This is a genomic window from Halorubellus sp. JP-L1 (assembly GCF_011440375.1).
In the GTDB taxonomy this organism is placed as follows: Archaea; Halobacteriota; Halobacteria; order Halobacteriales; family Natrialbaceae; genus Halorubellus.
On sequence record NZ_JAAOIR010000001.1, the window covers coordinates 1,196,038 to 1,209,222 of the forward strand.

Sequence of the window (13,185 nt, forward strand, 5' to 3'; positions counted from 1 at the left end):
CCAAGAGTGAGGTTTTTCTGCGAGTGTCGCCGAGAGCACTCCGATGAAAGCTACTTCACCCTCGCCGTCACGGCGACGGGACGACGAGAGCATCACCGAGACGATTCTTCGCGCAGTCGCCGACGCCGAGGGTTCGAACCCCGTCTCGCTGAAACCGCCGCTCTACGACGTCCTCGACCCCGACGCGCTCGAAGCGCTCTACGACGGTGACCAGGGTCCCTGCAGCATCGAGTTCACGTACTGCGGGTACGACGTCCACGTCGACGGCGTCGGCGACGTCGCAGTCACCGACGCGAGTACGTGACCGATCGAAGACGCACTCGAACCCTCACTCGTCGTCGAACTCGATCGAGACCGAGTTGATGCAGAAGCGCTTCCCAGTCGGCTCGGGTCCGTCGTCGAAGACGTGCCCGAGGTGGCTGTCGCAGTTCGCGCAGACGACCTCGATGCGCTTCATGCCGTGGCTCAGGTCCTCGCGCGTCTCGACGTTCGCGTCCTCCGCGGCGTAGAACGACGGCCACCCGCAGCCGTGGTCGAACTTCGTCTCCGAGTCGAACAGGACCTCGCCGCAGCCCTTGCAGCGGTACGTGCCGTCCTCGAAGTGGTCGACGTAGTCGCCGGAGAACCGCGCCTCCGTCCCGGCCTCACGCATCACGCGGTACGACTCGTCGTCGAGTCGCTCGCGCCACTCCGCGTCGGTCTCGGGAACGTCTCGCTCGCTCGCATCTGATTCGCTCATGGTAGGTGGAAGGGCGTCCAGGCGAATAAGGGCGTCCGTGGCGGCGGGCCGCGAAGCGAGGACGAGGTAGTGCGTCGTCGGCCGCGTCCGAGAACGAGCGACGTAAGTACCCGCTGTCCGAACGGCCGCGTATGAGTGGCACGCGCGACGCCTACCTCTCGCGACGCGGGTTCCGGTGGCTCGCCGCCCTGACTGTCGCCGCCACGTTCCTCACCATCCTGCTCGGCGTCTCGACGAAGGCGACCGGCGCGGGACTGGCGTGCCAGGCGCGCTGGCCGGTTTGCGACGGCGGGTTCCTGAACCTCTTCCCGCAGTCCGTCCCGAGCTTCTTCGAGATGATCCACCGCGTCGTCGCGGGCGTCACCGGCCTGTTCATCCTCGCGACCGCGGCCGTCGCGTGGCTCGACGACCACGCACGATACGTCAAGCTCGCGGCGACCGCGGCGGTCGTCCTCCTGCCCGTGCAGGTGCTCCTCGGCCGGCAGACCGTCCTCGAGTTCACCGGACCGATCCTGTTCCTGCACTACTGGGTCGCGATGGGGATCTTCGCGGGCGTCGTCGTCGCGACGACGCTCGTCTACCGCGACGTCGTCTCTGCGGGCGCGTACCGGCGCGCGCTCGCCGTCGCCGCCGTCGCCCAGCCCCTCGTCGTCCTCTTCGGTGCACAGGTGCTCTCGCGGTACACGCCGCCCGTGCAGACCGCACACTACGCGGTCTCCCTGACCGTCCTCGCCGCGCTCGCGTTCGCCGTCGTCGGCGGCTGGGGAGTCCTCGACGCTCGCGCGCGCTGGCTCGCCGCCGCGGCCCTCGGGGCGTTCCCCGTCCAGATCGCGCTCGGTCGCGTCGCCGTCGGCGGCGCCAGCGGCGCACTCCTCACCGCGCACGCCGCCGTCATCGGGCTCGTGTTCGCGCTCGCCGTCGCCGCCGCGCTCGTCGCGTACCGCGTCGGCCCGGCCGCACGCGCCACCGCCGCCTGACCCGGCGCCGCCCGGCGGTGCTCGCGGCCTGGAGTCCGCCTCCGTCACCGGAGAGCGGTGTCGACGACGAAACCTTGATGCGGCGTCGGGATGTCGTTTCGAGGTATGTCTCGCAGATTCAGCATGGACCGGCGTTCGTACCTGAAGGTCGCCGGCGTCGCGTCGACGGCCGGCCTCGCCGGCTGCCTGAGCTCGTTCGGTGCCGGCGGCGACCAGGAGATCGTCGCCGGGACGGCGCCCGGCTTCCCACCGTTCGAGATGAAGGAAGGCGGTGACCTCGTCGGGTTCGATATCGACCTCCTCGAGGCCGTCGTCGAGGAGACCGACTACGAACTCACGGAGTGGCGAGAGTTCGAGTTCTCGTCGCTCATCCCCGCGCTCACGAACGAGAACATCGACGTCGTCGCCGCCGCGATGACGATCAACGACGAGCGCGACGAGACGATCGACTTCACGGACCCCTACTACAACGCGGACCAGGCGATCCTCGTCCGCGAGGACGGCTCGTTCAGTCCGGGGTCGCTCGACGACCTCTCCGGGCACGCCGTCGGCGCACAGGAGGGGACGACGGGCGCGAGCGTCGTCGACGAGGAACTCGTCCAGTCCGGCGACCTCGAGGAGTCGAACTTCAAGACGTACGGGAGCTACGTCCTCGCCGTCGAGGACCTCGTGAACGAGAACCTGGACGCGGTCGTCGTCGACACGCCGGTCGCGAACACGTTCGAGGCCCAGCGCCCCGTGACGATCGCGTTCACGTACGAGACCGGGGAACGGTACGGGTTCGGGCTCCGCGAGGACGCCGACGACATGACGTCGGCGCTCAACGACGGGCTGGCCGCGGTCCAGGACAGCGGCGAGTACGAGGAGATACGGAACGAGTGGTTCAGCGAGGCCTGACCAGATGGTCGTCGGCGTCGGCGCCCTACTGGAGGTGGTCGCGGTCTGTGCGGGGTTGCCCGCGGACTGGCAGTTCGTCTGCCAGAACGCGGACTACCTCGCCGGCGGCCTCCTGTTGACCGTCGCGTTGACGATCGCGAGCATCCTCCTCGGGTTCGCCGCGGGCTTTCCCGCGGGCGCGATCGAGGTGTACGGGAGCACGTACGCGAAGCTCGCGGTGGAGATAGTCGGCGTGGTCCTCCGGGGGACGCCGATCGTCGTCATCTTCATCTTCACGTTCTTCGTGTTCCCGGTGACCGAGTGGTTCCCGATCCATCGCGTCCTCCCGGTGAGCGACGCGTTCGTCGCAGCGGTCGTCGGGCTCGGTCTGCGGAGTGCTGCGTACCAGGCGCAGCTGTTCCGCGGGTCGCTCCAGAGCGTCGACGCGGGCCAGATGGAGGCGGCTCGCGCCGTCGGGCTGTCGAAGGTCGACGCGATCCGGCACGTCGTCGTCCCGCAGGCGCTACGGCGGTCCGTGCCGGGGTTCCAGAACGAGTTCACGATCGTCCTGAAGGACACGAGCGTCGCGATCGCGATCGGGCTCGCGGAGCTCCTGACGCGCAGCCAGGAGCTGTTCGTGCAGGAGACGACGGCCGTGACCGAAGTGATCCTCGCGATCAGCGCGGTGTACTTCGTGCTGACGTTCGGGACGAACCGCGCACTCGACCAGTTGAACGAGCGGTACGCGATCCCGGAGGATTCGTGATGAGAGCGATACGCAATCCCGGAGGAATCGCGAAGGCGATGGCGGAGGCTACACATGAGTGATAACGAGCCACTGTTGAGCGTCGAGTCGGTGTCGAAGTCCTACGGCGACGAGCAGGTGCTGGAGGACGTGAGTTTCGAGATGGACCGCAGCGACGTGACGGTCCTGATGGGGCCGAGCGGGAGCGGGAAGTCGACGATGCTTCGGTGCGTGAACCGGTTGACGGAGGTCGATTCGGGCGTGATCCGGCTCGGTGGCGAGGTCGTCACGGATCCGGAGACGGACGTGGACGAGCTCCGTCGGAACGTCGGGATGGTGTTCCAGGACATCAACCTGTTCGCGCACCTGACGGCGCTGAAGAACGTCACGCTCGGGCTGCGGAAGGTCCGCGGGATGGACGCCGAGGAAGCGCGTGCGTCGGCGGTCGAGCACCTGGAGCGCGTCGGGCTCGGGGACCAGCTCGACTCGTATCCCGGCGAGCTTTCGGGCGGCCAGAAGCAGCGCGTCGGGATCGCGCGAGCGCTGGCGATGGAGCCGAAGTTGATGCTGTTCGACGAGCCGACGAGCGCGCTCGACCCGGAGCTCATCGGCGAGGTCACGGAGGTGATGCGGGACCTGGCCGCCGGCGGGATGACGATGCTCGTCGTCACGCACGAGATGGGGTTCGCGCGCGAGGCGGCGACGGACACGATCTTCCTCGAGGACGGCCGCATCGTCGAGGAGGGGCCGCCCGAGCAGCTGTTCGAGGACCCGCGCGAGGACCGGACGGCACAGTTTCTCGAACGCATCACGACGATGCACGATCGCTGATGGCGGGCGCCGAACGGAGTTCCGCGGAGCGAGACGAGGTCGTCGTCGAGGAGTGGCGCGTCCTCTCGCGCGTGGGGACGATCGCGGCGGTCGCGTTCTGGGGCTGGCTGGCGTTGCGCTGGGCGAACAACTGGCTGCTCCCGCCGGGCGTGGGCGTCGGACCGGACGAGCCGTTCGTCGACCCGGAGGCGGTCCGGCCGGTGTCGGAGTCGCTGGCGTTCGCCGTCGAGTTCCTCCCGCAGCTCGCGGACGCGGCGTGGCTCACCATCGTCCTGACGGTCGTGGGTATCGTGCTCGGGTTCGTCATCGCGGTGCCGCTCGCGGTCGCTCGCGTCTACGGCGGGTCCGTGTCGTCCGCCGTCTCGCTGCTGTACACGGAACTGATCCGGGGGACGCCGCTGCTCGCACAGTTGTTCGTGCTCTACTACGCGCTGAACCTCTCGCAGTACTTCCGCGGGCTCCCCGAGAGCGGGTTCCTGCCCGCGACCGCGGTGTACGTCGCACTCATCGGGTTCACGGTGAACAGCGCCGCGTACCAGGGCGAGTACATCCGGTCGGCGCTACTGTCCGTCGAGGGCGACCAGTTGACGGCGGCGCGCGCGGTCGGACTCTCGCGGCTCGCGGGCATCCGGTACGTGGTATTGCCGCAGGCGCTCCGGATCGCGATCCCCGGCTGGTCGAACGAGCTCGTCTACCTCATCAAGTACTCGTCGCTGGCGGCGTTCATCACCGTCCCGGAACTGTACAAGGTCTCGCAGGGCATCGCGTCGCAGAACTTCGCGTACACGAGCATCTTCACGCTCGTCGCACTCCTCTACCTCGGGCTCGTCGTCTCCGCGTCGAAGGGGATGAGCGTCGTCGAGGAGCGCGTCGCCATCCCGGGCCTGGGTACCGGCACGGACCGCTGACGCCGCGGTGTCGGTCACCTTCTCGGTCGTTCGATCCCGTCACACCGCGAGCGGTCGCGACGCCGGCGGACTCCGCTTCGGACGTTCGATCCCGCCACGTCGGACTCGTTCCGCCGTCGATACCCCAACAATTATATAGTCGTCAACCGCGACCTAGGCCGTGGTTTACGAGACTGGGAATCGGACGGTCGACGACGCCGTCGAACGCGTCCTCGACGGGGAGACCCTCGACCGACGCGACGGACTGGCGCTGATCGCACAGCCGGTCGAGGCGCTGGCACCGGCCGCGGACCACGTCCGAAGCGAACTCGGCGACGGCACCGTCGACGCGTGCTCCATCGTGAACGCGAAGGCCGGGAACTGCGCCGAGGACTGCGGGTTCTGCGCGCAGTCCGTCCACTTCGACACCGGCATCGACACGTACGGGTTCCTCGACCCCGAGGAGATACTCGACGCCGCCGAGCGCGCGGAGCGCGACGGCGCGCAGCGGTTCGGGATCGTCGTCGCGGAGAAAGGCGTCTCGAAGGAGCGTCGTCCCGACGAGTGGGACGACGTGATCCGCGCGATACGACTCGTCCGCGACGAGACCGACGTCGAGGTGGACGCGAGCCTCGGCATCCTCACCGAGGAGGAGGCCGCAATCCTCGCCGACGAGGGCATCAATCACTACAATCACAACGTCGAGACGAGTCCCCGGTACTTCCCCGAGGTCGTCGACACGCACGACTTCGAGGACCGCGTCGCGACGCTCGAGGTCGCGAAGGACGCCGGCATGGACCTCTGTGCGGGCGTCATCCTCGGAATGGGCGAGAGCCCGACCGACCGCGTCGACGCCGCCATCGCCTTGCAGGACGTCGGCGTCTCCAGCCTCCCCGTGAACGTCCTCAATCCCGTCGAGGGCACCGCGATGGGGGGAATGGAGTCCGCGGACATCTCGACGGCGGAGATACTGAAGACGGTCGCCGTGTATCGACTCCTCCACCCGCACGCTCGCGTTCGCCTGACCGGCGGTCGCGAGGTGAACCTCGCGATGGACGAACAGCACCTCCCGTTCGAGGCCGGCGCGGACGGCATCCTCACCGGCGACTACCTCACGACCGACGGGCAGTCGCCGGGCGACGACATCGAGATCATCGAACGCGCGGGCCTGGAACCGAACCGTGACGTCAACGAGTTCGACCCCGAGGCGGTGAAAGGCCGCGAGTGCGAGACGCAATCGGCGGACGCGGTGACGGCCGAAAGCGACGACGACGGCGCGACCGCAGATGTGCCGCCGGAGACGGCGGCGGGGTCCGCGACCAGTACCGCGACGCGAAACGACGACGACTGACGACATTCACGATCCACGCATGACACGAGACATCACGTTCGCCGTGCTCGGCACGGGCGGCATCGGTCGACGAACGCTCGAGGTATCCCAGTACAAGGACGGCATCACGCCGGTCGCGGCGTGCGACCGGAACGGCATCGCGGTCGACCGCGACGGCCTCGACGTCGACGAACTGCTCGACGCGACGGAAGGGAATATAGCGAGTGAAGAGGCGTACGAGGTCGGCGACGGGGTCGAGAGCGCAGGCGACGCGACCGGGAGCGACGGTGGCCCCCTCACCGACGGCGGTGAGGTCGCCGCCGACGCGGACGGCGGGGTCAAGCAACACGGCGCGGGTGCCGGCGTGGTCGCGAGCGCGCAGGCCGAACCGACGCGGTCCCCGATCCAGGACGTCATCGACGAGGCGGTCGCGGCCGGCATCGACGCGGTCCTGCTCGCGCTCCCGAACCTCGAGCACGACTTCGTGCCGAACACCGCCGAGCGGTTCGCGGACGCGGGCTACGACGGCGTGCTCGTGGACGTCCTGAAGCGCTCGCGCGTCATCGGGACGCTCGACGAGCGCGAGGAGACGTTCGCGGACGCCGGGATGACGTTCGTCTGTGGCGCGGGCGCGACGCCGGGGTTCCTGACGGGCGCGGCGGCACTGGCGGCGCAGTCGTTCGTCGAGGTCGAGTCCGTCGACATCTGGTGGGGCGTCGGGCTCAAGTCCGGGTACGAGGACAACCGCGGCACCGTCCGCGAGGACATCGCGCACCTCGACGGCTACGACGTCGAGACCGCTCGTGAGATGAGCGAGGCCGAGATCGAGGCGCTCGTCGACGAGCACGACGGCCGGTTCGAGTTCCACGACATGGAGCACGCAGACGACGTCCTCCTCGAGCGCGCCGGCGTCTGCGACGCCGCGGACGTCTCCGTCGGCGGCGTCCTCGACGTCCGCTCCGACGAGAAGCCGGTGACGACGACCGTCGAGGTCACGGGGCGAACGTTCGACGGCGAGACGGCGACGAACACGTTCGAACTCGGCGACGACACGAGCATGGAGGCGAACGTGAACGGGCCCGCGCTCGGGTACGTGCGTCGCGGCGTCGCGATGAACCGCGACGGCCGAACCGGCGTGTTCGGCCCCGCGGAACTGATGCCCGGATTCTGATATTTCCGGTCCGTTTCCCGTCTCGTCCTGACCGAGAGCAGACGCTCCGGTTCCACCGTCGAGGGACACCGTCGTCGGGTCGAGAGGCCTCGTCATCGGGTCAAGGGTCACCGTCGTCGGGTCGATACGCGCCGTCGTCGGGTCGATACGCACCGTCGTCGGGTCGACGGCGATCTCGTGCGCTAGCAGGGCGCAAGCGGCGAGTGCGATACCGGGAAACCTATCACATCGGATTTCCGTTACTGAGATAGATGAGTGGGACGGACGACGACGCTGGCGTCGACGGGGGGACGTCGGGGCACGGGTTCGACGTCGCACGCCGCGTGACCGAGATCCGCGAGGCCGACCTGTACCGAGACCTGCAGCCGGCGGACGCGGTCGACTCGGCGGCGTACTTCGCGCCCGACCCGGGCGGCGACCTCCCGGTGTTGTCCGGCGAGCGCGAGCTCGTGTTCGCGTCGAACAACTACCTCGGGTTGACCCAGGACGAGCGCGTGCAGCGAGCGGTCGCGGAGGCCGCCGAGACCGTCGGAACGGGCGCCGGTGCGAGCCGGCTCGTGACCGGCGACACGCTACTGCATCGCGACCTGGAGGCGCGGCTCGCGGAGACGAAACGCACGGAGCGCGCGCTCGCGTTCTCCTCGGGGTACGCGGCGAACGTCGGCACCATCGCCGCGCTCGACCCCGATGTCGTGTTCTCGGACGCGCTGAATCACGCGAGCATCGTCGACGCCTGTCGGCTCTCGAACGCGGAGGTCGTGGTGTACGGGCACTGCGACGCCGACGACCTCCGCGCGAAGATGGCGGCCTGCGACCGGCCGGGGTCGTGGCTCGTCGTCACCGACACCGTGTTCTCGATGGACGGGACGGTCGCGCCGCTCGCGGAGCTCTGCAACGCGGCGGACCGCCACGACGCGTGGGTGATGGTCGACGAGGCGCACGCGACGGGCCTGTACGACGACGGCGGGGGGATCGTCCAGCGCGAGGGACTGAGCGATCGCGTGGACGTCCAGCTCGGGACGCTCTCGAAGGCGCTCGCGAGCCAGGGCGGGTACGTCGCGGGGAGCGACGCGCTCGTTGAGTTGCTCGTGAACGACGCGCGGTCGTTCGTGTTCTCGACGGGGCTGACGCCGACCGCGGCCGCGGCGGCGGGCGAGGCCCTGCACATCGCGCGCCACGGCGCCGTCCGGTCGCGGCTCTGGGAGAACGTCACGCACCTCCGCGAGGGACTCACGGACGTCGGGTACGACGTCCACGGAGATACCCAGATACTCCCCGTGATGGTCGGAGACCGCGAGGAGGCGCTCGCGCTCGCGGACGCGGTCCGGGACCGCGGCGTGCTCGCACCCGCGATCCGGCCACCGACGGTCCCCGAAGGCACGAGCCGCATCCGCGTCGTCCCGATGGCGACCCACGACCGCGTCGACATCGAGGACTGCATCCTCGCGTTCAAGGAAGCCGGCGAGGACGTCGGCGTCCTCTGAGCCGCCGTGAGCGAGTGCACGCTCGCGGTCGTCGGCACCGGAACGGGCGTCGGGAAGACCGTGGTCACCGCGGGCCTCACCGGCTGGCTCCGTGAAAGCGGCGTCGACGCACTCGCGGTGAAGCCCTGCCAGACGGGGCATCCGCCGGACGACGACGCCGCGTTCGTGCGCGTCGCCTGCGGCGACGACGACGCCGCGGTCTGCCCGCGCCACCTCGAACCGGCGCTCGCGCCACGAGTCGCCGCGGACCGCGAGGACGTCGCGCTCTCCTACGAGGTCGTCCGCGACGAGGCGGCGAGCGCGCTCGCGACCGCCGACGTCGGCGTCCTCGAGGGCATCGGGGGCGTCCGCGTGCCCCTCGCCGGCGACGCAGAGGTCCTCGACCTCGTCGCCGACCTGGCGGACGTCGCGGTCGTCGTCGCCCGCAGCGGCCTCGGCACCCTCAACCACACCGCGCTCACCGTCGACGCCCTCCACGACGCCGACGTCCCCGTCACCGGCGTCGTACTGAACGACTACGCCGGCGACACCGTCGCCGAACGCACGAACCCGCGCGAACTCGAACGCATGACCGACCTGTCCGTCCACGCGCTCCCCGCGCTCGCCGTCGACGACGACCCGGCCGCCGCCGTCCGCGGCGTCCGCGAACACCTCCCCGCGACGGTCGTCCCCGGCGGCGACGCCCACCTCGACTGACTCGCGTGTCACATCGCCCGACGACGACGGCTATTCGTTCGGATCGTGTCTGACTGCGCCGTCGCTCGTCGACCGATGAAGCAGACGGAAGAGTCGCGGGGGTGGTTACGCCAGCGGACGGACGTGGACCGACCCGGCGACAGTTGACTCGTCGTCCTCGTCGTCACCGTCGTCCGTAACGGCGTCGCTCTGGGTCTGGTTCTCGCCGGTGTGCTCGATGACGACCGCGGTCGTGTCCCCGGAGGCCGTCGCCTGCGTCGTGAAGTCCTCGTGGCCCGCGAGCACCACGACGGTCTCCTCAGAGATCTCGATCATGCGGAACGTCTGGTCGTCGCTCTCGCCGTACACGCCGTTCTCCTGGGGGCCCTTCGACTCGAGCCACTCCTGGAAGATCGTCTCGAACTCCGCGGCCTCGGTCGCGTTGTCGAACCGGATCGCCCAGCCGTAGCCGTACTTGTAGTTCCCCGCTGCGGAGTACGACGTGTTCTGGAACGCGATCGCGCCGTCCTGGCCCCAGCCGGCCGCACCGGCCGCGGCATCGTCACCGCTGACGCCCGACCGCAGCGCCGACCGCAGGAACAGCTCGCCCTTCGTCTCCGCCGACGACGGCGTCGCCCACTCCGAGGACACCTCGCCGTTCACGCTGAGGTTCTTCGGGAGCTCCTCGTCGGGCGGATGCTTGTGGAGGATCTGCTCCATCGACTTCGGCGGGTTGTCGTAGATCTTCTCGAAGTTCTCCGTCGACCCGTTCAGGTACCAGCGCGTGTAGTGCGAGCCGGCCACGTACGGGCCGAGTTGCTTCATCGAGTACGCGTTCGCGTTCGACCACGCGGAGAAGTTCCGCATCGCGTCCGGGTTGTCCATGTACTCGCGCTGGTACTGGCTCTCGAAGAACGACGCCGACCCCTCCACCATCGCGAGCTCGACGTCGGCGAGGTTCACGCCTTCGCTCGAGAGGTTCTGTGCGAGCCGCTCCTGGCTTCCCTGATAGAACTGCATGACGTGCAGGAACTCGTGGGCGGCCGTCACCTCCGCGTCCGCCGCGGTGTAGCGAATGCCGAGTTCCTCCTGGAGCGCGGTGTCGTTCCAGAGGCCGATGTACCGCATCGTCACCGCCGGACTGACGGTGCCGTCGGGGTTCGAGTTCGGCGACGCGTACCCGGGCACGAAGACGCTCGGCTGGCCGTCGGGTGCGATCCCCATCGTCGCACCGAACGTGTCGTTGTTGAAGTTGAAGTCGTACCGGGAGGTCTCTCGTGCGGGGATGGAGTTCACGGACGGCCCCTTGTCGATGTCGATGTCCGCCATGTCGGCGACGCGCTTGTACACTTCGTCGGCGTCGAACGGCAAGCACGCGCCGGACTCGCGGACGATGTCGTCGTCACCTTCGCCGCTGTACCTGCAGTTCTCGGTCTTGACCTCGGGGTAGTCCTCGGTCGTCGTCGTGGGTTCCGCGGTCGTCGTGTCGTCCGACGAGTCCGCGGACGTGGTCGTGCTGTCCGCCTCCGTCGTCGTCGCGACCGTCGTCTCGGCGGTCGTCGTGTCGTCAGTCGGTGCCGTCGTCCCCGTGTTGGTCCCGGTACTGCACCCGGCGAGGACCATCGTGACAGCGAGGACGACTGCGATGAGCGTTCGGTTCGTCATCAAAAACTAATTACAAAACAGTATGTTTTCGCATTAACTGTTGTGGTATGATTGGAAGAAGAAACGACGCGAAACGACGCTCGCGTTGTCGTATCCGACGATATCTGCCGGTGTTCCCCAACGGTTCGGACTGCCGAGTCGCGTCGACGGCTCCGGAGTCGCTCGAACCGTTCACGCCGCCGACCGTCCGGCCCAAATCGCCGTCACCGTTTGGTTGCCGTCGCCCTCCTCTGTCCACTCATCCTCGTCCTCGTCCTCGCCGGTCTGGTCCCTGCTCGTGTGCTCGACGACGACCTGCGTCGTATTCCCGCTCGCCGTCGCCTGCGTCGTGAAGTCCTCGTGGCCGGCGAGCACCACGACCGTCTCGTCGGAGACCTCGATCAGCCGGAACGTCTCGTGCTCGTCCTCGCCGTAGACGCCGCTCTCGCGCAGGTCCTTCGCTTCGAGCCACTCTTGGAAGATCGTCTCGAACTCCGCGGCCTCGGTCGCGTCGTCGAACCGGATCGTCCACCCCCAGCCGTACTTGTAGTAGCCCTGGGGCGAGAACGACGTGTTCTGGAACGCGACGACGCGATCCTGACCCCAGCCGGCCGCACCGCGGGCCGCCTGCGAGCCGTTGACGCCCGAGCGGAGCGCCGACCGCAGGAAGAGCTCGCCCCTCGTCTCGGGGAACGACGGCGTCGCCCACTCCGAGGACACCTCGCCGTTCACGCTGAGGTTCTTCGGGAGTTCCTCGTCGGGCTCGTACTTGTGGATGATCTGCTCCATCGACACCGGCGGGTCGTCGTAGAGCTTCTCGAAGTTCTCAGTCGACCCGTTCAGGTACCAGCGCGCGTAGTCCGCGCCCGTCACGTACGGGCCGAGTTGCGCCATTGCGTACGCCGACGCGTTCGCCCACGCCGACCGATTCCGACCCGCGTCCGATTCGTTCATGTGCTCGCGCTGGTACTCGGCCTCGAAGAACGTCGCCGACCCCTCGACGACGGCGAGTTCGACGTCCGCGAGGTTCACACCCTCGCTGGTGAGGTTGCGAGCGAGGCGCTGCTGGCTCCCGCGGTAGAACTGGACGACGTGCAGGAACTCGTGGGCGGCCGTCACTTCAGCGTCCCTCGCGGTGTAAGTGATGTCGAGGTCATCCTGGAGCGCGCTATCGTTCCAGAGGCCGACGTACCGCATTGTCACCGCCGGACTGACGGTGCCGTCCGGGTTCTGGTTCGGCTGGGCGAACCCCGGGACGAAGACGCTCGGAGGGCCGTCGGGTGCGATCCCCATCGTCGCACCGAACGTGGCGTCGTTGAAACCGAACTCGAATCGGTCGGTCTCCCGCGCCGGAATCGCCCGGAGCGTCGGGCCCTCATCGAGGTCGACGCCCGCCATCTCGAGCACTCGCCGATAGACGGTGTCGGCGTCGAACGGCAGGCACGCACCGGACTCGCGAACGATCTCGTCGTCGCCCTCGCCGCCGTACCGGCAGTTCTCCGTCTTCACTTCGGGCGGGTCCGCCACCGTCGTCGATTCCGTCCCCGTCGATTCCGTCCCTGTCGGTTCCGTCGTCGCCCCGTCCGTCGTCGCGGTCGTCTCCGATTCCGTCGTCGCCCCGTCCGTCGTCGCGATCGTCGACGACGCAGTCGTCCGATCGCTACCGCCGGTACAGCCAGCGAGCACGAGCGTGAGAGCGAGCGCCAGCGCCAGGAAGGTCCGATCCTGCATCACCGGTGTCGTACGACCGCCGGGGGTTTCGCGCTGGCTATTGTCGCCTGAATCCACGGTTGTCGGGCAGTGAACGTTCCGATTCCGGGAGGAAG

General features: G+C 68.6%; 13 protein-coding genes. 10 read left to right on the forward strand and 3 right to left on the reverse strand.

Annotated elements, in window-relative coordinates:
• The first annotated feature begins 43 nt into the window (after window positions 1-43).
• Entirely contained in the window at window positions 44-304 is a 261-nt protein-coding gene (locus G9C85_RS05940; RefSeq protein WP_166037854.1) for a HalOD1 output domain-containing protein, read from the forward strand.
• Between the two features lie 24 nt (window positions 305-328).
• Here G9C85_RS05940 and msrB read toward each other — a convergent pair whose 3' ends face one another.
• On the reverse strand, window positions 329-739 hold the full coding sequence (gene msrB, locus G9C85_RS05945; protein ID WP_166037856.1) for a peptide-methionine (R)-S-oxide reductase MsrB: 411 nt from the start codon (window positions 737-739) through the stop codon (window positions 329-331).
• 131 nt (window positions 740-870) lie between these two features.
• Here msrB and G9C85_RS05950 point away from each other — a divergent pair, with 131 nt between their 5' ends.
• The 9 genes from G9C85_RS05950 to bioD all read left to right on the forward strand — a co-directional run bounded on the left by G9C85_RS05950 (window position 871) and on the right by bioD (window position 9,736).
• The gene (locus G9C85_RS05950) at window positions 871-1,716 is read left to right on the forward strand and encodes a COX15/CtaA family protein (RefSeq protein ID WP_166037859.1); all 846 of its coding nucleotides are present in this window, start codon (window positions 871-873) and stop codon (window positions 1,714-1,716) included.
• Window positions 1,717-1,821: 105 nt separating this feature from the next.
• Window positions 1,822-2,613, forward strand: a complete 792-nt coding sequence (locus G9C85_RS05955; protein ID WP_166037860.1) for a basic amino acid ABC transporter substrate-binding protein — start codon at window positions 1,822-1,824, stop codon at window positions 2,611-2,613.
• A gap of 4 nt (window positions 2,614-2,617) precedes the next feature.
• Window positions 2,618-3,358: an amino acid ABC transporter permease gene (locus G9C85_RS05960; protein ID WP_166037862.1), complete on the forward strand. Its 741-nt coding sequence runs from the start codon at window positions 2,618-2,620 to the stop codon at window positions 3,356-3,358.
• 54 nt (window positions 3,359-3,412) lie between these two features.
• Complete coding sequence (locus G9C85_RS05965) at window positions 3,413-4,168, forward strand: amino acid ABC transporter ATP-binding protein (RefSeq protein WP_166037865.1); 756 nt, start codon at window positions 3,413-3,415, stop codon at window positions 4,166-4,168.
• Entirely contained in the window at window positions 4,168-5,076 is a 909-nt protein-coding gene (locus tag G9C85_RS05970) for an amino acid ABC transporter permease (protein ID WP_166037867.1), read from the forward strand. The genes G9C85_RS05965 and G9C85_RS05970 overlap by 1 nt, the downstream gene beginning before the upstream one ends.
• 160 nt (window positions 5,077-5,236) lie before the next feature.
• Window positions 5,237-6,406, forward strand: coding sequence for a biotin synthase BioB (gene bioB / locus G9C85_RS05975; RefSeq protein WP_166037869.1), 1,170 nt, complete (start codon window positions 5,237-5,239; stop codon window positions 6,404-6,406).
• Window positions 6,407-6,425: 19 nt separating this feature from the next.
• Complete coding sequence (locus G9C85_RS05980; protein WP_166037871.1) at window positions 6,426-7,556, forward strand: transcriptional regulator; 1,131 nt, start codon at window positions 6,426-6,428, stop codon at window positions 7,554-7,556.
• Window positions 7,557-7,807: 251 nt separating this feature from the next.
• Window positions 7,808-9,040, forward strand: a complete 1,233-nt coding sequence (locus G9C85_RS05985; protein WP_166037873.1) for an 8-amino-7-oxononanoate synthase — start codon at window positions 7,808-7,810, stop codon at window positions 9,038-9,040.
• A 6-nt stretch (window positions 9,041-9,046) separates the two neighbouring features.
• Complete coding sequence (bioD, locus tag G9C85_RS05990) at window positions 9,047-9,736, forward strand: dethiobiotin synthase (protein ID WP_166037875.1); 690 nt, start codon at window positions 9,047-9,049, stop codon at window positions 9,734-9,736.
• A gap of 105 nt (window positions 9,737-9,841) precedes the next feature.
• Here bioD and G9C85_RS05995 read toward each other — a convergent pair whose 3' ends face one another.
• Together G9C85_RS05995 and G9C85_RS06000 are read right to left on the reverse strand one after the other, a co-directional pair.
• The gene (locus G9C85_RS05995) at window positions 9,842-11,380 is read right to left on the reverse strand and encodes a hypothetical protein (RefSeq protein WP_166037877.1); all 1,539 of its coding nucleotides are present in this window, start codon (window positions 11,378-11,380) and stop codon (window positions 9,842-9,844) included.
• 171 nt (window positions 11,381-11,551) lie between these two features.
• Entirely contained in the window at window positions 11,552-13,090 is a 1,539-nt protein-coding gene (locus G9C85_RS06000; protein ID WP_166037879.1) for a hypothetical protein, read from the reverse strand.
• Window positions 13,091-13,185: the final 95 nt, after the last annotated feature.